12 protein-coding genes and 5 pseudogenes are annotated in these 19746 nt (G+C 58.9%); 11 read left to right on the top strand and 6 right to left on the bottom strand.

Annotated features, from left to right (window positions below):
* Window positions 1-77 precede the first annotated feature (77 nt).
* Window positions 78-1607 carry a SulP family inorganic anion transporter gene (locus AB4Y40_RS40605; RefSeq protein WP_368692655.1) on the top strand — a complete coding sequence of 510 codons (1530 nt, stop codon included), beginning with the start codon at window positions 78-80 and terminating at the stop codon, window positions 1605-1607.
* A 24-nt stretch (window positions 1608-1631) separates the two neighbouring features.
* Window positions 1632-1799, top strand: a pseudogene (locus tag AB4Y40_RS40600) (transposase); the annotation flags it as partial.
* 53 nt (window positions 1800-1852) lie between these two features.
* On the opposite strand, the pseudogene AB4Y40_RS40595 reads toward AB4Y40_RS40600, so the two are convergent.
* The 3 pseudogenes from AB4Y40_RS40595 to AB4Y40_RS40585 form a co-directional block, all read right to left on the bottom strand.
* Window positions 1853-2095: pseudogene (locus AB4Y40_RS40595) on the bottom strand (DDE-type integrase/transposase/recombinase); the annotation flags it as partial.
* Window positions 2093-2829: pseudogene (locus AB4Y40_RS40590) on the bottom strand (DUF4158 domain-containing protein); the annotation flags it as partial. The pseudogenes AB4Y40_RS40590 and AB4Y40_RS40595, both read right to left, overlap by 3 nt.
* Window positions 2830-2905: 76 nt before the next feature.
* A pseudogene (locus tag AB4Y40_RS40585) lies at window positions 2906-3229 on the bottom strand (integrase); the annotation flags it as partial.
* A 527-nt stretch (window positions 3230-3756) separates the two neighbouring features.
* Here AB4Y40_RS40585 and AB4Y40_RS40580 point away from each other — a divergent pair.
* The 9 genes and pseudogenes from AB4Y40_RS40580 (at window position 3757) to AB4Y40_RS40540 (ending at window position 13094) form a co-directional block, all read left to right on the top strand.
* Window positions 3757-4782 (top strand): MurR/RpiR family transcriptional regulator, encoded by a 1026-nt coding sequence (locus AB4Y40_RS40580; protein ID WP_368692654.1) that lies wholly within the window; start codon window positions 3757-3759, stop codon window positions 4780-4782.
* Window positions 4783-4798: 16 nt separating this feature from the next.
* Entirely contained in the window at window positions 4799-5878 is a 1080-nt protein-coding gene (locus AB4Y40_RS40575) for a polyamine ABC transporter substrate-binding protein (protein WP_368692653.1), read from the top strand.
* Entirely contained in the window at window positions 5875-7029 is a 1155-nt protein-coding gene (locus tag AB4Y40_RS40570) for an ABC transporter ATP-binding protein (protein ID WP_368692652.1), read from the top strand. The genes AB4Y40_RS40575 and AB4Y40_RS40570 overlap by 4 nt, the downstream gene beginning before the upstream one ends.
* The gene (locus tag AB4Y40_RS40565) at window positions 7026-7892 is read left to right on the top strand and encodes an ABC transporter permease (RefSeq protein ID WP_368692651.1); all 867 of its coding nucleotides are present in this window, start codon (window positions 7026-7028) and stop codon (window positions 7890-7892) included. The genes AB4Y40_RS40570 and AB4Y40_RS40565 overlap by 4 nt, the downstream gene beginning before the upstream one ends.
* Window positions 7889-8668 carry an ABC transporter permease gene (locus AB4Y40_RS40560; protein WP_368692650.1) on the top strand — a complete coding sequence of 260 codons (780 nt, stop codon included), beginning with the start codon at window positions 7889-7891 and terminating at the stop codon, window positions 8666-8668. Before AB4Y40_RS40565 ends, AB4Y40_RS40560 begins: the two co-directional genes overlap by 4 nt.
* 52 nt (window positions 8669-8720) lie before the next feature.
* Window positions 8721-9860, top strand: coding sequence for a M24 family metallopeptidase (locus AB4Y40_RS40555; protein WP_368692649.1), 1140 nt, complete (start codon window positions 8721-8723; stop codon window positions 9858-9860).
* Window positions 9861-9863: 3 nt separating this feature from the next.
* Entirely contained in the window at window positions 9864-11327 is a 1464-nt protein-coding gene (locus tag AB4Y40_RS40550) for a M81 family metallopeptidase (RefSeq protein ID WP_368692648.1), read from the top strand.
* 760 nt (window positions 11328-12087) lie between these two features.
* A pseudogene (locus AB4Y40_RS40545) lies at window positions 12088-12174 on the top strand (IS3 family transposase); the annotation flags it as partial.
* A gap of 203 nt (window positions 12175-12377) precedes the next feature.
* Window positions 12378-13094 (top strand): hypothetical protein, encoded by a 717-nt coding sequence (locus AB4Y40_RS40540; protein WP_368692647.1) that lies wholly within the window; start codon window positions 12378-12380, stop codon window positions 13092-13094.
* Window positions 13095-13299: 205 nt separating this feature from the next.
* Here the strand turns inward: AB4Y40_RS40540 and AB4Y40_RS40535 are convergent, their stop codons facing one another.
* The 3 genes from AB4Y40_RS40535 to AB4Y40_RS40525 are packed head-to-tail and all read right to left on the bottom strand — an operon-like array spanning window position 13300 to window position 19358.
* Window positions 13300-15273 (bottom strand): response regulator receiver domain, encoded by a 1974-nt coding sequence (locus tag AB4Y40_RS40535; RefSeq protein WP_368692646.1) that lies wholly within the window; start codon window positions 15271-15273, stop codon window positions 13300-13302.
* Window positions 15266-18271 (bottom strand): ATP-binding protein, encoded by a 3006-nt coding sequence (locus AB4Y40_RS40530; RefSeq protein WP_368692645.1) that lies wholly within the window; start codon window positions 18269-18271, stop codon window positions 15266-15268. The genes AB4Y40_RS40535 and AB4Y40_RS40530 overlap by 8 nt, the downstream gene beginning before the upstream one ends.
* 13 nt (window positions 18272-18284) lie before the next feature.
* Complete coding sequence (locus AB4Y40_RS40525) at window positions 18285-19358, bottom strand: DNA cytosine methyltransferase (protein ID WP_368692644.1); 1074 nt, start codon at window positions 19356-19358, stop codon at window positions 18285-18287.
* Between the last annotated feature and the right edge of the window lie 388 nt (window positions 19359-19746).

Below are 19746 nucleotides of genomic sequence, written 5' to 3'. Positions count from 1 at the left end.
CCTCGTTCACCGGAACATGGCAGTCGCACAAGTTTCGCCGTCGCGGTATTCACCCTTTACTATTTTTCGTGTCCGTCATGACTTCGAAAGCTTTCCCGTCTGCGCTTCTACGTGACCTCGCTGCCGGCGCTGTAGTCTTTCTCGTCGCGCTGCCGTTGTGTCTCGGCATTGCAAAAGCCTCCGGCGCAGAGCCGCTATCCGGGCTGGTGTCTGGCATCGTTGGTGGCATCGTCGTCGCCTTGCTCAGCGGATCGTCCCTCAGTGTGAGCGGCCCCGCCGCGGGCCTCGTCGTGATCGTCGTCGACGGCATCGCGCGTCTCGGTAGTTTCTCTGCATTCCTTATTGCATTGCTGCTCTCGGGCGCCATCCAGTTCGGCTTCGGCACGCTTCGAGCCGGGCAGCTCGCCTCGTATGTGCCCACACCCGTCATCAAGGGAATGCTCGCCGCAATCGGCCTGCTGCTGATCATCAAGCAGGTTCCACTCGCAGTCGGTCTGACGTCGGGCGGCAACACCGAATCGTTGGCAGGCGCGCTTGCATCCATCTCGCCCATAATCTGTACTGTAGCCGCCATCTCGCTGGCCATCCTTGCGGCCTGGGACACGCATACGTTGCGACGCTTCGCCCTCGTGCGGTTCGTGCCCGCGCCGCTTGTCGTCGTAGTTGCGGGCGTAAGCGCGACGCTGGTTTGCGGCGCGTTAGGCGCCACGCTCGCGTTGCCACCTGAGCACCGCGTAGCGTTGCCGGCCATCAAATCGTTGGCGGCGCTCCGCGACGCCTTGCATTTCGCTGAGTTCGGGTTGAGCTTCGCGCGCCTTGTGGATCCAGAAATCTGGATCGTCGCCCTGACGCTTGCCGTTGTCGCCAGCCTAGAAACGCTCCTGAGCCTCGAAGCCGTCGAGCAGATCGACCCGCAGCGTCGCGCCGCACCACCGAATCGCGAACTCAAAGCGCAAGGCGTCGGCAATATGGTGGCAGGCGCAATCGGGGGATTGCCCATCACATCCGTCATCGTCCGCAGTTCTGCCAACGTCCACGCCGGCGCGCGAAGCAGGCTCTCCGCAATCGTGCACGGCGTGCTGCTCCTCGTCAGCGTGTTCGCGCTCACGGATGCGATCAACCTGATTCCGCTCGCGAGTCTCGCCGCCATTCTCATTCATACCGGCATCAAGCTCGCCAGACCGTCGCTGTTCATTATGTTCGCGAAACAGGGAGCGGCAGCGTTCACGCCATTTATTGTAACGATTGCCGGGGTGCTCGCCACCGATCTGCTCACCGGAATTGTGCTCGGCGTGCTGTGCAGCGCCGCGCTCGCGTTGTGCGCGAATCTGCATCGGCCTATTGCCCTCGCGCGACACAACGACCATTTCCTGCTCTCGTTTCGCAAGGATGTGTCGTTTCTCGGCAAGGTGGCGCTCAAGGAGATGCTTGCGCATATCCCGGATCGGGCGACTCTCATCGTCGACACAACCCGCGCCGATTTCATCGACCACGACGTGCGCGAACTGCTAGACCGTTTCATTGACGAGGCGCCGCTGCGGTCGATCGCGGTGGAGGTTCGACATGCCGCAACGGTGCTGCCTCCTGCAACGCGCTCAGGCGTCTGACCGCATGCCAACAATGATGTTGGGATCCGTGCTCGGGTTGAGCTCGTGTTTGCCGTTGTCAAGCGCCTGTGGGGCTTCACGAAGGTGCGTTGTCGCGGTCTGGCGAAGAACGCCAATCGCGCCTTCGTCGCGCTGGCATTGACCAACGTCTATCTCTCGCGCAGACGATTGATGGCAAAGGTACGCCTATAGGTTCTGGTGCAAATAGGCAAGCGAGTTGAGAAAGTGCATATAGGTAGGAAAGCTTATCGATCAAACAGGACCGCATTCCATACGGCGGGCGCAGCGGCTTCCTTGAAGCCGAGCTTCGCGAGATCAAACTGCCCCGTGCGAATGCGATGCGTCAACCCGATTCCTGAAATCGTGGTCACGGCGCTCCCGAATCGCTTGAACCCAGGCATCACGTTCGTTCTGGACTTGATGTGGCGATGGTCTTGCTCGATCACGTTGTTCAGATATTTTGAGGACCGGACCTTCGTGTCTTCAGGCACCGAGAGCATGTCGGGCGCCGGCGGCAAGCCGTCTGCCTGCGCGGTCATGGTCTGGATGTGCTTGAGAAAGCTCGCCACCTCGCGCGGGCCCGGGCGTTTCGGCTCGCGCTTGAGCTCGTCCCACGGCGTGCGGCCCGTCCGCGCTTTGAAAAGGTCGTCGAGCCGCGTTCGCAGCGGCTCGTCCAGCGATTCGGTGAACGCCTGGTAGATCGCCTCATTGAGTTGGCTGCGGGCGTGGCTGGCGGTGCGCGAGAGCGTCGCCAGCGGCGGCAGTTCGTAGCTGTGCCGCACGAGCTCCTCGAGCAGGACGTTGATGATGTCGGGTAGCTCGGCCTTGGTGCGCGCGGCGCCGGCGGCCAGGGTCGCGAGCCACTCGTGGGTCGAAGCGTCCAGGGGACGAATGCGGGCGTACTCGCGCAGGATCTTCTGGTGCCGCGACTTGCTGCCGGAGCGGTCGTAGCGCGCGAGCGTCGTGCGCGGCACTGGACGGGCGCCGAGCGCAGCGCAGACGTGATCGATGATCGCCGGCGGCACATCCGACACGGGCGGCATATACCCGAGGCGCTGCAACAGCTTCAGCTGCGCGAGGATCAGTACGCGGGCCGGCGCCTGCCGAAACTGGCCACCCACGAAGCGGATCTCGGCCCGCTGGGCGTGTAGACCTTGCGCAGCTCGTCGTCATCTACCTCGGCTGGCAGCACCGGGTACGCAGTCTCATGCACAGTGCTCATGCGGGCAGCCTGAGGCGGGGATCCGAAACGCGAATCCTACGACAAATTCAGCGCAGACAGTGCCGTCAGCTCAGACCTAGGTGGATTGGCGAGAGCGCTTTGCGGTGCGTGGCGGCAGTGGCGCGGTCCGCGTCGCGACCTGCCCTTGCAGGAGGCCAACCTGCTGGACGAGCGCGTCGCGCTCACGGCGCAGTTCACGCACTTCCTCCATCACGCTTGCGAGTTGCTTCTCGTGCCGCTCGGCCTAGCGTCGCTGCTCAGCGGCGTCGGCCGCCTGACGCTGGACGTCGCCCACAAGCTGCTCGTTGCGCTGCTGGGTCTTGGCGAGCGAGGCTTCCGCGCGGCGCTGCGCATCGCGCGCTTCCTCGGTCTGCATCATGACGCGTTTTTGCACGCCCTCGGCCAATTTCAGCCCTTCAGGAGTGGTCAGCCGACGTCCGTTGATAGTCAGCAATCAGCCGTTAAAAGGCGCCTCTGCCAATTGCAAACCGGGAAGGTATTGCGGTGGCGCGCTGCACGGTCTCCGGGCTGATGAAGTTGCAGGTTTGCGCCGCCTGTGCGCGGCAGGCGGCGTCGCGCGACGATCCCCGATCCGGCGCGCCGTGCCCGCTGGACCGGTTCAATCGGCAGTCTGATCGGACCGCCGGATCGCTGCGGACAAGCTCTTCCACATTCGTCATTGAGTTCTACGTGCCATGAATTTCGCGCTTCGATACGCGCGTCTGGCAGGCCCACATGCAGGTCTTTGGCGTGCCGAAGGTGGGCAACAAATGATGTGTAGCAACATCGGGCGCGCGGACCGGGCTGACGGAACGACGCGAGCGGTCGGCACATTGGAGAAATCCCAAGACTCCGTTTTTTGATGGCTTGACATCAGTTGTCGCAATGACTACATTAGGAATCAGTAATGTAACGGTTGCGACATAAATGCACAATCAGACGGCAGCAGCGGCGTTTCCCGATGCGATTCGGCTCCGTTTCGACTCGCTGACACGCGCGCAGCAGGCTTTGGCGAGTTATATCGTCGATCACGTCGAGCAGGCGGCGTTTATGACTGCGCGGCAGCTCGGCGATGCGGTCGGACAGAGCGACGCGGCAGTCGTCCGGTTTGCACGGGCAATTGGCTATCCGGGATTTCCGCAAATGCGCAGCGCGCTGCGCGAAGGCCTGCTTGAGCGAGTCGGTGCAGGCGGGATGCGAGCCGCCGCCGATCGGCCGGCTGCTGGCGAAGAGCTAAAAAACGAGGTGTTTTCGTCCGATGCCGCCTTGCTCGATGCGACCGCACGGTTGAATCCGGTACCGCTCGGCGAGCGCGTCGCCGACCGACTGATCGCCGCACGACGCATCTGGGTGACCGCGCACGGCACCACGTATCCACTTGCGCTGCTACTGTCGATGCAACTGAACCAGATCCTGGGCACCTGCGAAACACTGACCGTTGGCCACGGCGACATCGCAGACCGCATTCGTCAGGTGGGCGAACAGGACGTGGTGATCGGCATCGGCTATGCGCGCTATCTGCCGTACACGATCGAGCTGATGAAGATCGCGCGTCAGTACGGCGCGTATATTGTCGCGATCACCGACAAACCGTCGTCGCCTCTCGCACAGATCGCTGCCGAGAGCTTTCTGGTTGGACGCGAGGGAACGCTGTTCAGCTGGTGGTCGCAGGCTGGAACGTTGGGCCTTGTCAATTGGCTCGTCGCGCTGACGGCGACCCGCAACGGCGAGAATGCCACCGCGATGCTTCAACGCTCAGACGACGCATGGCGGCTGCTGTCACATTGGAACGCTGGCGGCAGCAACGGCGACGCTCCGTCGCTCGCTGATCAGCTGAACGGCCGCCTCAATTTCGGCCGCTCGCAGGGCGAAGCTGCTGCTTCACAAGCAGAAAACCTTGCATCACCCACATCGGGAAACAAGCAAGCCTCAAGACGGCGCAAAGCGCGCTAATCAACCCGGAGCAGACATGACCTTCAGCACCAGCCGCCGCCGTTTTCTAGTCAACACTGCCGGCATCGCCGCCGTCGGAGCGTTGCCGCTTGTCGCGCCCTCCATGGCGCATGCGTCCGACGCGGGCAAGGTCGTCGTGCGCGGCTTGGGAGGCGCCTACCAGGACGTGATGGCGGCGGCGGTGCACAAGCCGTTCACGGCCGCGACCGGCATCGAGGTGGTAGTGCAGCCGGCCACCGCCGCACAAATTCGTGCGATGGTGCAGGCTGGCCGCGTATCGATCGACGTGTGCGATCTGGTCGACATCGCGCAGGTCGCGCTGGATAAGATCGGCGCCCTTGCCCCGATTGAGTACACGAAGATGAGGTACACGCACGCAGATGACATTCAGCCTGTCATCCGCAAGCAGAACTACGTGGGCAGCCTGTTCTTCTCGACGGTGATGGTCTACAACACCGAGGTTTACAGGAACGGTGCGCATCCGAAATCGTGGGCCGAATTCTGGGACGCCAAGAAATTTCCCGGCTCGCGCACCCTGGCTGATCAGCAATCGGGTTCGGCGGAACTCGAATTCGCGCTGCTCGCCGACGGCGTGCCGATGGACAAGCTCTATCCGCTCGACGTGCCGCGCGCGCTGAAGGTGCTGTCGCGCATCAAGCCGCAGATCGCGACGTGGTGGACCACGGGCGCCTCGTCCGCGCAACTGATGGAGCGCAAGGACGCCGTGCTGGGGGGCTTATGGAACGGCCGGGCACAGGATCTGATCGACAAGGGCGCGCCGCTCGCCATCGAATGGAACCAGGCGAAGCGTCAGACCCAGGCACTGTCGATCATCAAGAACGCGCCGAACGCCGCGAACGCGCAGAAGTTCGTCGACTTCGCGTTGCAGCCTTCGGTGCAAGCGGAGATCGCCCGTCACCTCGCGTACGGCCCGACCAACCAGAAAGCGCTCGCGCTGCTCAAACCGGAAGAACTGACGCGCTTGCCGAGTTCGAAGGAGCATTTCGTCGAGTCGTTCCAGCAGGATCCGCAGTGGTGGTCGGACAACCTCGCATCGGTGGGTCAACAATGGCAATCGTGGGTTTTGCAAGGATGAGCACGAGCGGAAAACCGACAGGCGGCGCAAGTCTCGAACTGCGCGGCATCACCAAGACGTATGGCCACGCCGCAGCTGTGCGCAACCTGGACCTGAAGATCGAGGCGGGCGAATTCGTTACGCTGCTCGGCGCGAGCGGCTCGGGGAAGACCACCTCGCTGATGATGCTGGCGGGTTTCGTCGAACCAACGTCCGGCCAGGTACTGATTGGTGGCGATACCGTGACAGCGCTGGCGCCCGCTCAGCGTAATCTCGGCGTCGTGTTCCAGAACTATGCGCTATTTCCGCATCTGACGGTGGCGCAGAATCTTGCCTTTCCGCTGCAGATGCGGCGTGTCGGCAAGCAGCAGATTGCCGCGAAGGTGACGCAGCTGCTCGACACCGTGCAACTCGCCGACAAGGGGCAGCGCTATCCGCGCGAGCTGTCGGGCGGCCAGCAGCAGCGCGTCGCGCTGGCGCGCGCGTTGATCTTCGACCCACGCGCGTTGCTGCTCGACGAGCCGCTCGGCGCGCTCGACAAGAATCTGCGCGAGCACATGCAGCATGAGATTAAAGCCTTACATACGTCGCTTGGTACGACGATGGTGCTGGTCACGCACGACCAGGAAGAGGCGCTGACGCTGTCGGACCGGATCGCCGTGATGCACGACGGCGCGATCGCGCAAATCGGCTCGCCAGCGGATCTTTACGAGCGGCCGATGACGCGCTGGGTCGCCGAATTCGTGGGGCAGTCGAACCTCCTTGACGGCGTGATCGAGTCAATCGATGCAGGCCGCGCGACGCTGCGTCTGCCAAACGGCACCGCGCTTGGTGGTGCGTGTGCGCCGTCACTGCGCATCGGCGAACGAGCGAGTGCGCTGCTCCGTCCGGAGCGCCTCGCGCTCTCGCGGCGCGGCGAAGCTTCGGTCGCGCCGGCCGCAGGCGCGGTGATCGATGCGACGGTGATCGATTCGCTGTACCTCGGGCATACGGTCAAGTACACGGTCGCGCTTGCCGACGGCCAGCGTCTCGCTGTGCAGCTGTCGAATACTGGCCACGCGTCGATGCCCATCGCCGGCGATGCCGTGACCCTGCGCACTGGCGTGCAAAGCGCGTGGCTGATGGCCGCTTCGCCGGCCGCGCACCTCTCGTCGCTCGAGCGTGCCGCATGAGCGCGGTTGCTGTCGTCCAGACGCCGCGCCGCAGGCGCGCGCCCGCGTTCTGGCTGTTGCTGCCGCTCATTGCGTTCGTCGCGGTGTTCTTCATCTATCCGCTCGGCGCAATGCTGGTGCGCGCGGTGCACGACAAGACCGGTTTCACGCCTGTCTACATGCTGCGCATTCTGCACGAACCCGCTTATCTGGTCGTCTTGCGCACGACCTTCGTTATCGCCGCGCTTGTGACGGTCTTCACGCTCGTGGTCGGTTATCCGCTCGCGTATTTTTTATCGCAACGCAAGCCGCGCACGGCGACGCTGCTGATGATCCTGGTGGTCATTCCGTACTTCACGAGCGTGCTGGTTCGCACGTATGCATGGATGGTGCTGCTCGGCAGCCACGGCCTTATCAACGACCTGCTAATCCGCCTGCATTTGATCGATGCGCCCGTGAAGCTGCTCTACAACCGCACCGGCGTGCTGATCGGCATGACATACATGCTGCTGCCTTACATGGTGCTTGCGCTCTATAGCGTGATGCGTTCGGTCGACACGCGCCTGCTGCTCGCCGCCGAAAGTCTCGGCGCGGGCCGCACGCGCGCGTTCTGGCGAATCTTCTTTCCGCTTTCGATGCCAGGCGTCGCCTCCGGCGCGCTGCTCGTGTTCATTCTGTCGCTCGGCTATTTCATCACGCCCGCGCTGATGGGCAGCCAGCAGGACAGCCTGATTTCGATGGTGATCGAAGCGCAGATCGAAACCTACTTCGACTGGAATTTCGCGTCCGCGCTCGCGGCGGTACTGCTCGCCAGTACGCTGTTGCTGTTTGCGCTGTACGAACGTGTGATCGGACTCAACCGGCTTTTCGAGGCAAAACTGTGAACCCGCGTGGAACCAGCCTGCCGCTCGCCATCGTGGCGATTGCGGTGCTCCTCTTTATGGCCGCGCCGATCGTGCTCGTGTTTCCGCTCGCGCTGAACGACGCCGGCTATCTATCCTTTCCGCCCAGGTCAATTTCGCTGCGCTGGTTCGTTTCGGTACTGACCGATCCGGACTGGCTCGCGTCGATCTGGCTGAGCGTTCGCGTCGCGTTGATCTCGACGGTGATCACGCTGCTGCTTTCCTTGCTCGCTTCGCTCGCACTTGTGCGGCACCGCTTTCCGTTCAAGCGCGCGGTCTATGCGCTGATCCTGCTGCCGATGATCGTGCCGAACATCATCGCGGCCATCGCCATGTTCTTCTTTTTCTCGGACGTCGCGGTGTTCGGCAACATCGGCTCGATCGTGATCGGCCATGCGGTGGTGGCCTCACCGATTGCGGTGATCATTCTGTCGTCGACGTTGCAGGCCTTCGACGGGCGGCTCGAAAACGCCGCGCAGAGTCTCGGCGCGAGCCGCCTGGCCGCGTTCATCCGCATCACGTTGCCGATGATCGCACCCGGCGTGATGTCGGCTGCGATCTTCGCGTTCCTCACGTCGTTCGACGAACTGCTGATCGCGCTTTTCATGGCGGGCACGTCGTCGCAAACCTTGCCCGTGCGAATCTGGAACGCCGTGGTGTTCCAGCTCGATCCGAAAATCGCCGCCGTGAGCGCGCTGCTCGTGATCGTCTCCGCTGTGACGCTCGGTTTGAGCGCGCTCACCGGACGCCGTGCCTGATCCCCTTCAGTTGACTTCACCTGCTACTTTTTGTGCGCACTGCGCCGCTCCCATGAATACTGACCAGACACTGCTTTTTTCCCTCGACGAATACCACCACCGTCTCAACAAGGTCCGCGCCGCGATGCGCGAGCGCAACCTCAATACGCTGATCATCGATCAGACCGAGTTCCTGTTCTACATCAGCGGCTTCGGCATTTCGGAAAACATGTACCGCGCGTGCGTGGTACCGCTCGAAGGCGAGCCGGTCTTCGTGCTGCGCGCAATGGACGAGCGGCCGTACCTCGAAACCACGTGGCTTGCGCAGCACGTAGGGTTTTCCGATTGGGAAGACCCGATCGAAGTGCTTGCGCAACTGCTGCGCGAACGAGGCTGGGACGCGGGGCATATCGGCCTCGACGGTGACTCGTACTGCATGACGCTCAACCGCTTCAAGTGCCTTCAGGCAGCGTTGCCAAACGCGAAATTCGGTGACTACTCCGGCGTGCTCGAGGTGCTGCGCGCGCGCAAGTCACCCGCCGAGATCGACTACATTCGGCGCGCAGCGGCAATCGGCGACATCGCGATCGAGGAAGCGCTGAAGGTATCGGGCGTGGGCACGTCAGAACGGGACGCAGCGGCGGCGGTGGCCTACGCGTTCATGCGCCACGGCGCGGATTCGGGCCGTACGGGCCCGATCACCAACGGCGTGGGCGATGCATTCCTGCACGGCAACCTGCATAGCCGCCCGCTCGCGAAGGGCGAAATCCTGCATTTAGAACTGCTGCCATTCGTGAATGGCTACAGCGCGCGGATCATGCGGCCTGCCGTGATGGGCGAAGCGAGCGACCAGCAGCAGCGTATCGCGCAACAACTGCTCAAAATTCAGGACCGCCAGTTCGCGGCGATGCGTCCAGGCGCGATTGCAAAAGACATCGACACGATTGCGCGGGACGCGATTCTCGCAGCAGGCTTGCGCCCTTCGTTTCCGAACATCACCGGTTACACACTCGGCTATTACTCCCAGTCCACGCCGCATACGAGCGACTTCACACGAGTATTCCTGAACAACGCCGAATGGGTGCTCGAAGAGGGCATGACTTTCCACATGTACGTATCGGCGGACGGGATTGCGTTCAGCGAAACCGTGCTTGTTACGAACGACGGCATTGAACTGCTGACGAAGAGTCCTCGCCGTCTCGTGGTGGTGTGAAACATGCGAATCGCTGTCGGAGGTATTCAGCACGAGACCAACACGAGCGCTGCGACGACGCCCCTTGATGCGTTTATCGTGGGAGGCGGCTGGCCCGGCTGGCAGAAGGGACAGCAGATTGGCGCGGTGCTCGGCGCGATGAATCTGCCGGTGAGCGGCGCCATCGCCGCGCTCGCCGGGGATCAACGCGTGGGCGCGGCGAATGTGGTGCCCCTGATGTGGGCAGCGGCGACGCCGTCCGGCCGCGTCGAAGACGATGCCTTCGATGCACTCGCCGACGAAATGATCGCGCGCCTGCTGGAGGCTGGTCCAATCGACGGCCTGTACCTCGACCTGCACGGCGCGATGGCCACGGTTTCGCACGACGATGCTGAAAGCGAGCTGCTCGCTCGCATTCGCGCGCGCGTTGGCGAAGCGTTGCCGATCGTCGTGAGCCTCGATCTGCATGCCAACGTGAGCCGGCGATCGTTCGTGCTGTGCGACGCGATGGTGGTGTACCGCAGCTATCCGCACATCGACATGGATGAAACGGGCGCGCGCGCGGCGCGTCTGCTGATCGAACGCATCGCTCGCGGGAAGCCGTGGGCTAAAGCGATGAGCGAAGTCGCGTTCGTCGCGCCACTAACGGCGCAATGCACGCTTGTCGAGCCTGCCGCATCGTTGATGGCGCGACTCGAACAGATTGAGGTAGATAACAAACTGGCGTCGACGTCGTGGGCGAGCGGCTTCCTGCTTGCGGACGTGACCTGTCGCCAGCAGAGCGTACTCATCTATGGTGACGACGGCGCGTCGGTACGGCGCATCGCCGTGCAGTTCGCTCAGGCGATCGAGGCGCAGCGTGATCGATTCACCGAAGCGCCGTTTGCGCCCGCCGCCGCAGTCGCGGAGGCGCTGCGGCGGCTCGCCGATGCGCCCGGCGAGACGGTCATCCTGTGCGATACGGACGACAATCCTGGCGCGGGTGCGGCATCCGACACGACGACGATCCTGCGCGCGCTCGTCGAGCAACAGGCAACCCGCGCGGTGGCGGCGATCGTCTGTGATGCGCACGCTGCCGGCGCGGCGCACGAAGTGGGCGAAGGGCGTATCCTGCGTATCGATCTCGGCGGACGCGCAGCGGTCGCCGGCAGCGTGCCGTTGACTGCGGATTTCGTCGTCGAACGCTTGTCTGACGGGCGCTTTACCGGCACGGGCCCGATGTGGCGCGGCGCCCCGATCGATCTCGGTCCAATGGCATTGCTATGCATCTGCGGTACCGATGTGCGCGTCATCGTCTCATCACGCACCATGCAGGCTGCCGATCAGTCGATCTTCCAACACATGGGCATCGACCCGGCGACCATGCACATTCTGGCGCTCAAGAGCTCGGTGCATTTCCGCGCGGACTTCGGGGCCATAGCTTCGTCGGTGCTTGTTGTGAAAGTCGAAGGTGATCGATTCTCAGGGCCGTCAACGACTGCAATTTAGCGACAACAAAAAGTAGCGATTGAATGGCGTTTGTTGCGCTGAAAACGGCCATCGCCAAGTCCAGCGGGAACAGCGGCTGTGGGTCGAGTGCAGGCACTTTGCGCCTGCCGTCCTCGGGTTCGATCTTGCGAGACACACAGTATTCGACACGGCGCCCGCCGTCTCAAAATTTCTCTTCCCAATCAAGGTATTAGATCTTCTTTGGCGAAAATTTTGCGAATCCCGGGCGGCCCTCATGCACTGGCTGCGACACACGCATGCCTCGCATGCGCTCGCGCGTGGCCCGGAACTGGCGACGCGACGATGCGGGGCAACCGGCGCCACGCGTCGCTCGCCACACGTCTATCTACCGCCATGGAGATGAGGTCAGGCGCGCGGGGCAACGCGATCAGGCTTTCGGTACATCCCGAGCCGGTAAGCACAACTACTTGCGTGAGCAAAAACCGATCCTGGACACGACTATAACGATAAGTCTTCTTATCATAAGGCATCTGTTTATCTCTTAAACTGCGCGATTTCAAAAATCGCCGGGTGCGGTCCCGCTGCCCGCCCTCCGCTGAACCCGTCGGCTTGCCCGATGCCGGTGAACTCGCAATCCTCAACTCCGGCGAGATGAAAGCGCAACGCCTGAGCTCCGTCAGGCCAGGCGTTTGTATCTGTCAACCCTCCACGTTCGCCCCAATAACTCGCGACGGCGTTAGAACCGATATAAAAGAATGGCGGTTCACGAGGCGTAGAATACGTGCCAATTATTCAACGCATTCGGTACTACAATCACGACCGGATCAAGATAAAATTGCGGGGATTCAGCCCGGTCGAATACCGAGCTCAATTTGCGAAGGCATAGTTCGTCCACCGTCTAACTTCTCGGGTTCCGTTCGGTAGGGCCTACTTTGTCCACTCTGGCGCCATCGGTCTAGACGGTGTTCAAGCAACGCTTACACTAGATCATGGTCGAACACAGCAATGCTATTTTGGGAAATAATGCAAAGTCTGAGCTACTACGGCCAGCGAAAAACAGCCACTTAACTCAAACGTTTGGCAAAGATCATGACGAGATCATTTGGACTGGTCGATTACAAAGTTCAGGAAGCCGAGTTTTTCTTGTTGGAAACTCATCGTTACGGCAAGAAGATTGACTACACTGCGGTGCAGTTTTGTGTTTCCGCTTTTGTCTCAGCTGCACGCAGCATCACATTTGCGATGCAGGCGTCGCTCAAAGGGCAACCGGAGTTTGAAGCATGGTATGCCCCGCGCCAAGAGTCTCTCCGAAAAGATCCGCTATCACGATTCTTTCACGAATTCCGAACAGTGACGCAGCACATTGGCGAAAATCTCGTGTCCGGTGGATCTCACAGTAAAAATGGAACTTTTTATTACTTCGCGCCGTGCCAAGACTTACCAAATGTCCCTGAGCTGGACGTAATCACAGCGTGCGACACATACTTCAAGGGCGTTCTCGAGCTAGTGTATGAATGCTACGAGCACTTAAAGTATGTCGTCGATGGTCAGTGGTATTTTACTGAGGAAAACTTTAATCGAATGGGCAAGTCGATAGAAGATGCTGAAGAGGAACTTGGTTTTCCGCGGGGATGGACGGATATCGGAAAGCCGGGAATTGAGCCTCATCGCTGGCATCTTCTTAGACGAAATGCTGATGGTTGCAATATCCAATCTCAGTTTGACACATGGCTGGGAAAGACACTGCTACGGCCCGCCGAGCCGCCCCCTTATAGTCCGGAGTCTATCCAAGGGGGTAGGAGCTAGAGCGCTTAGGTTTCCAGTATTTGTCGGAGTATTGGATCTACGTATGCACTGTTGAAAGCATCGACGACACGACCACCACACGTATCAATAATTTAGGCCAAGCTTCCCAGCGACCGCACAATCCAACGCCATCATCAGCGCCGTATGTGCGCCCCGGCCACCCAATCGTGACGAACCGCAGACAAAGACGCAGATCATAACGCAACTATAGATTGCGAAAGTCAAGGCCGACTCTGGAAAGGGCATTTGCGAGCCGCTGCAACAAATTTAGCGCGTATTCGTAGCGCAGTTGACAGATGATCGTTGCCCTTACCGCGTCGAACGCCAAGTTGCCACCGTCGTCTCGCATACGCTGAACCAATAACGACCGCCTGCCGTTCTGCAACTCGCCGTCAAAGCTACCACCATGCGGAGCAAACATTTGCTCCCAAACCGGGAGGCTAGTGCTCTGTGAGTCCGAGGTGAACTTGAACGCTTTGATCGCATTATCCAGTTGTGCGAACACGAATCGGTTTTGATTGACATTCTTCAACGCGTCCGACGGATTTGCTGATTCAAGCTGCACCGCAATAAATGGCATCGCCTGCCCCAAGCGCATTTTCCAACCGTTCTTCTTTTGCCCTGGAACAAGATCGCAAGCAGGCGAAAGACATATCCAATATTCCTTCCTCACGGGCTCCCCCGCGCCCTCTGGATACGTAAATTCAAAGACCTGACCTGTCGTCAAATGCGGTGAATCCACCGGCTTGGTACTGTAATAATAGTTCAGATGCGTTAGCTTCTGGACATCGTCAATACCCAAAGGCATGTACTTCGCAAGAACTGTCGCTCGGTCCGCTCCGCGAAAGTAATCAAAGATATTTCTCGCGTATGCCTTGACATCTCCATATAGACGATCACCCAAGGCCTCCCAATGTCGGTTGATCGACTGCGTCATGACGCTTTCTGCATCACCGTTGCTATTTAGCATTTCGTGCAGCCAACCAGCCTGAAGCGGCCTATTTGCCAATACGGATCCTTCTGCGCCCACCCCTTTCTCGCTGAGCTTCGTTCGCATTCGAGCCATCAGCAGTTGGTGGGGGCCTGGCGCCCATTTCATCAGAGCATCAACTAGGCAGGCCTCCAACCTGTTCGGTGCCTCTGTTAACTTGTTCACGACAGTAATGAAAACCCTATCAAGTCGAATCCAGTTTCGCTCCGCCGTGAAATCGCATGCGATATTTCCGTAATCGCATTCCGACATCTGATGCAACGTCTCCAGATGCCTCAATTGGATCGCGTACTCGAAGAGTGACTTTTCGCTAAGCCGAGTGTTCGCTTTCTTTCCATCTTCATGAACATATTCGACGTCCTTTATACGCAGCTCATCAGGACAACCTTGCAAAAATCCGGCAAACAGATCGTTGAGGCCGGATTCCTCGAGCCTCACCCTACTGCTTCGAACTTCCAGATACTTGGTAACCGACAGAAAGCTCATGAGATTTTTTTCGACACTGGCGCCTTCGATCTCATCTTCCCAGTCCAGAATGAGGCTGCGCGTTGCTCGATTCTTGGCCGGAGAATAGGGAGGTATCCACTCTCGGTGAGCCAGTGCGACGGCGATTTGCTGATAAACGTTCTGAATATCGCCTGATATCCCTTTTGTATACACAATGACCAGATTGAATTGGTCATTTTCTGCGAGCTTTTTTAGAATCTGAATGGCGCGTTCGCCGTCCCCGTCATCTCCTGTTAAGTGGTAGTCCAAGATCATAAGGTCACTATGGTGGAGGGACGGTGCCAATACAAGCTCGTTCATGCCAGTTTCGGGGCGACCATCGTGAACATCGACCATCCAGGGACGTGCACGCCCGCGACATACCGATATCAATTCCTTAACGCGCTCGACCTCTCCTATCTGGCCATCGAAACGCATTTCGACCACTTGCCTTTGAGCTGCGCGCACAGGAGACGATACAGGCGCCCCACCGTCGCCAGCAGCTTGCTCTTTTTGCTTCTCCCGCGCCTCGGAGTTCCAAGCCGCGTCAGGCTTATCGGTGTTCACGGTCGAAACATGTGCGGAATCGAGCAGCTCGTCCATCGTCGGAAAGTCGTCGTCCACTACAACGACTGTTCGAATTGGATCGATGTAGACCTCTTTCACCAGGCTGGTGTAGTCGACCTCTATCAGCTCACTCATACCTCGCCCCGTTAAAAGCAATTGCAAAGTTAGCGCCCGGGAGGCGCTTCATATTTTCGTTGGTGATGTATTCAATCGCGTGCCCGGCGGCGGCGAGATTTGCCCTGCATAGATAGAGTCCGACTCCGCGGCCACCTCGCAATTTTCTGGTGAAGAAAAGAGAGAATAGATTTCCGACGTCCTCGGGCTCAACGCCGGGGCCATTGTCACATACAAAAACTCGATTCTCAGCTACATCCAAAACTACTTTCCTTTCCGCCACGTCGGAACGAGCAACCCAATAGATCGCATTGTTCACTAAATTTATGAAGACGGGCAGTAGCCTTGCAAATTGATCAAAAACCTGGAAACGGTCAAAGGCGTCGGAATGCTCAAGCAAGATACCGTTAGAGTGCAACGAGGATTCGAGTAACTCCTTAACGTACTTGACAATCTCGCCCCCACCGATCCATTGTCCTGCGCGTTCACCTGAGAGTTTGAGAGGCGCGAGAAAGCGCAGTCGTTCGGATAACGAGTCATGACCGTGCTTAATAGCGAGATATGCACTCGTATTTTTGACGCTGTCCGGTAGATTCTTCAGCCCGTCTCTGACAGCACCGTCAAACCCTGCGATCTCATGGCTAACAATTTCGACTGTGATTCCAAGTTGAGCCAAAGCGTTGAGTCGTTGTATTTCCTCTTTGTTTGAGGCATTTTCGGCAAGCGTAAAGGCGACAAGGCTTTCGAGGTCGACATTCTCGGCCAGTGATTGCAGGGTGGAGACATACGAGCGAAACAATCGTTCGTTCTCGTGGTCCTGCGATTCCTTCTCGATATCCAGTTTTCTTAGTAGATCAGATAAGCTGATCGCACCCGCGTCCAACGAGTTCAACAAAGGCAGAGTGGCAGCATGATATGCCTTGTTTCGAGCCTCAATCAAATCACCGAGGCGCTGCGATTCCGCAGCCAGTAACTGCCTGGATTCTGCGGCCCACTTACGGATCCGGGCATGCAGATACGACGCATTTCTGCTCAATTCGGAGTGGGCGACCTCGCTTTGAGAGCGCGGCTTCACGCGATCGATCGCTACGCTAACCGAATCACGCAATTGCACTACCAAGTCAGAAGAACGCCCCATGTTAGAGCGGAACTCTTTGTATGACTTCTCGAGTGCACCCAAGTTTGAAGGCGCAGTGCCAAGATTCAACGCGGACTGACGTTCCCGCAATCCCTCGAGCCTGGCCCGATACGCCAACAGACCTTGCTCGTCCTCCGGCAATCGGTTGGAACGGGCCTCTTCGACCATCTCTTCCAACTCCCCCCTGATCGTTGCTATCTCCGGCAAAAATAGATCGAGATTTTTTCGAAAATTCTTGCGCCTTGTTGCACCAAGTTTCTTCTGAGCGCTCTCGGCGCGTTGCCGATCGAAATCAGCGTGCAGTTGTGGCAGTATTTGCTTCCGTATCGACGAGTCCGAGCCAAAAAACCGTCGCGCGGTAACGCGCAAAACGTTTTCAACAACATCCCTAAATACCTTCGCAGCTTTGTTATCGATAAATCCTTCGCGCCCTGCTTTATCTTTCAGATTTGGGTTTCCCTCCATGGTCAGCGCGACGCGACCAAACAAACGACGAATCGACCAGAACTCTCGACCAGCGTGCATCCCGCGTCGTCGCTCTATTTCAAAAAAATCGTTGTCTTCGCGCCCGTAAGGCATGACTCGCAGGCCGTCGCGGAAAACGAAGAAGCCTGCGGACAAGTCCGATCGCTTAAGGAGGCTCGCATGCACAGCGGAGTCATGCGTCGTGCTCTTCAATTCTTGTTCAAATGTGGCTAGGCGTAGCCCAAAAGGGCCGACTCGCGAATCGCTGCGCACACCCATGGGTGCTGTCGTACCAATGACAACTTCCTCATCAAGCCACTTGCCGAACGCTTTAATTCTCCCGCGAAACACGCCAGCCGCGTCGACCCACCCGTCGACTACATGCTCAAGCGCTTCGAGGTTACTCGTCGCGAATTCCTGCACATCGGAGACAATCGTTCTGTTCAACGCGCCTTCCCACGCGGTCGCACCGTACGCGAAATCCACAGTAGTCCCCGAAACGGTCACTGGTTCGCCATGCACTTTCGGAACATCAGGTTGAATGAAGTCCCCGGCGTACGGGTCGGTGAAATTGTTGAGGGTGTTTGTGAGCCTGTCACGAGCTGATTCTGCCGCGGCCTCATCTGATACGGGTAGGCCCGTCGAAAGCTGAGCCCGTAAATCAAAAGCAATGTCGGCGACGATCATCGCTGTGCCGTGTGGCCGCTCTCCTGTCCAAACCGGCCAGTGAGCCAACTGTCGATCCGTGAAGCCCCCCTTGATTAGGACGTCCTCAATCGCTGAGCGCGTTGACGGCTTACCCTCGCATTCTTCGAGCTTGTCAAATTTTCGCCACGCATCTGCTAACCGAATATTTCTCCCGGGATCGTCGTTATCGCCCCAGATATTACCCATCAGGCGATCAAACATCTGATCGAGAAGGCGCAGAAGTTCGGTGGTGGAATCAAACTCAACAACTGGAATCTTTATGTCGCCCAAAAAAAGAAACGGGTTCTCGAAAAGGCGCCAGTCGATCATCGAAGCTACAAAAGGTGTCTGCTCGCGTTTAGAGACAAGTAGCATGAGCGGTCCCAAGGCAGCAGCCGACAATCGACCGATACCTTTCTGGCCCTGACGACGGCGCACAGAAAGCCCGTCACGGTCTGGCTCCGGAACCTCTATGCCTGATGCTTTCGATTCTGTTCCAAGCACGAGCCACTTGTTCAGCAACTCGTGCTTCGACATCCCGTGTCCATCGTCGACAAGCGCTGCGGTGCAGATTTCACCGTCAAGGATATGCAAGTGCACGGCGCGCGCATACGCATCGTAAGAATTTTTCCACAGTTCGGATATCGCTGTGGGACAGTCGGCAATCTGCTCACGACCAAGATGATCGATAGTTCGCGCTCGTGCCTGGAATGCGATTGCGTCAATCATGGTGGATTTGCTTTCAGAGTGTCGCGCTGATTGAGCGCTTGATGTGCGTTAGCAACACCTTTCCCAATTCGATGGGGACGGCGTTTCCTATTTGTTCACCAGCGGCCATGAGCCCACCTTCGAAAATGAACGTATCTGGGAAGGTCTGGAAGCGCGCAGCATGTCGCACCGTAATCCCGTGATGCTTTGTGGGGTGCACAAACCGACCCTTTGATGGGTTAATGCAGGCGGTCGTCATGGTCGGTCCGGGCTCCCTTGGGTTGATGCGTCCGTAGACATCCTTGTGCCCATCATGGTCCGCATGGCATGCAAGCACCCGGCTTGAATCTCCACGACTACCGCCGTTCGACGGCGTTGACCGGAAGACCGCAACCAACTCCGGGCCGTGCTGCATATGGACATCATTAGGGTCTTGGGGATCAGTAGGACGGTTGAATACTGAAGCCGAAGGCACCCACGGACGGAGCGCTGGATTGTTTTGAATGGCCTTGGTGTCGCCGTGCGTTGGCGCGGGAGGCCATATGAGGTCGAGCTGGAAGTCGCTGCGAATGCCGAGAATGAAAACCCGTTTGCGTCGCTGGGGAATCCCAAAATCGCGAGCATCAAGCACGATTGGATCCTGAATATCATAGCCAGCCTGCGCACCGCTCCTGTAAAACTCCCTGAGAAACGCCTTGTGGCGATCCCACAAGATGCCAGGAACGTTCTCCATCAGGAAGACTTTCGGACGCAACTCGCGGACGAAATCAAAATAGCGATGAATCAGTTTGTTTCGTGGATCGTCGACGCCAGCGCCGTTAATCCGATGTACGGAGAACCCTTGGCATGGCGGTCCCCCCAGAACAATATCGCATGCCTTTCCCGCGGAAAAATGCTCGTCCGTCAATTTCGACGGATCGAGCAATAAGATATCGTTCTCGTACAGTCTTGTACCGTTACGACGTACGAGATTCTTGCGGTAGGTTAGACACGCTTTGGGATTAAATTCGACTGCGGCCTCGACGCGCATACCGGCTTCCCTCGCAGCCAATGAGAATCCCCCCGCACCCGCAAACAAATCGACACAATTGAGAGTGCGCCTCGGCATTTGATTAAGTTCTTCCTATCTTTTTCGAGTTACTCGCCCCGTGCTGGCATTGAGCACGAGAGCTTCGCTGCTGTGACTGGGCAGGGCCAAACCCAACCCTACACTATAACTGGAATTATGAAGGATGGGACCTGCTGCGGGCAACACCGGCAGTCGACTGCAACGGTGGTTCAACGTGACCGCCGTGTATATGGGGCCACATCAATGTTCAACGCCAGCCAAGCGGTCGGTCAGGGAAAGGCAATGTACCAGGCCGTTTTCTCATGCAAGCCCTCTTCCTTGCGACCCAACACCCGATCGAGCCGTACCCTCGGGGTCACAGGCGCTATGTCACGCGGGCTTACCGCGCGCTTTCGCGTCGGCTCGCCGAAATCGACCGCATCATCGG

The organism is Paraburkholderia sp. EG287B (genome assembly GCF_040965595.1).
Lineage (GTDB): Bacteria > Pseudomonadota > Gammaproteobacteria > Burkholderiales > Burkholderiaceae > Paraburkholderia.
Note: the sequence above shows the minus strand (reverse complement) of the source record. Positions and strands in the feature narration are given on the sequence as shown.

What these genes read in the sequence shown, in the direction of transcription:
- AB4Y40_RS40575 (WP_368692653.1), top strand. Translation starts at nt 4,799, where the DNA reads ATGACCTTCAGCACCAGCCGCCGCCGTTTTCTAGTCAACACTGCCGGC.
- AB4Y40_RS40540 (WP_368692647.1), top strand. Translation starts at nt 12,378, where the DNA reads ATGACGAGATCATTTGGACTGGTCGATTACAAAGTTCAGGAAGCCGAG.
- AB4Y40_RS40555 (WP_368692649.1), top strand. Translation starts at nt 8,721, where the DNA reads ATGAATACTGACCAGACACTGCTTTTTTCCCTCGACGAATACCACCAC.
- AB4Y40_RS40535 (WP_368692646.1), bottom strand. Translation starts at nt 15,273, where the DNA reads ATGAGTGAGCTGATAGAGGTCGACTACACCAGCCTGGTGAAAGAGGTC.
- AB4Y40_RS40550 (WP_368692648.1), top strand. Translation starts at nt 9,864, where the DNA reads ATGCGAATCGCTGTCGGAGGTATTCAGCACGAGACCAACACGAGCGCT.
- AB4Y40_RS40530 (WP_368692645.1), bottom strand. Translation starts at nt 18,271, where the DNA reads ATGATTGACGCAATCGCATTCCAGGCACGAGCGCGAACTATCGATCAT.
- AB4Y40_RS40570 (WP_368692652.1), top strand. Translation starts at nt 5,875, where the DNA reads ATGAGCACGAGCGGAAAACCGACAGGCGGCGCAAGTCTCGAACTGCGC.
- AB4Y40_RS40580 (WP_368692654.1), top strand. Translation starts at nt 3,757, where the DNA reads ATGCACAATCAGACGGCAGCAGCGGCGTTTCCCGATGCGATTCGGCTC.
- AB4Y40_RS40525 (WP_368692644.1), bottom strand. Translation starts at nt 19,358, where the DNA reads ATGCCGAGGCGCACTCTCAATTGTGTCGATTTGTTTGCGGGTGCGGGG.
- AB4Y40_RS40605 (WP_368692655.1), top strand. Translation starts at nt 78, where the DNA reads ATGACTTCGAAAGCTTTCCCGTCTGCGCTTCTACGTGACCTCGCTGCC.
- AB4Y40_RS40565 (WP_368692651.1), top strand. Translation starts at nt 7,026, where the DNA reads ATGAGCGCGGTTGCTGTCGTCCAGACGCCGCGCCGCAGGCGCGCGCCC.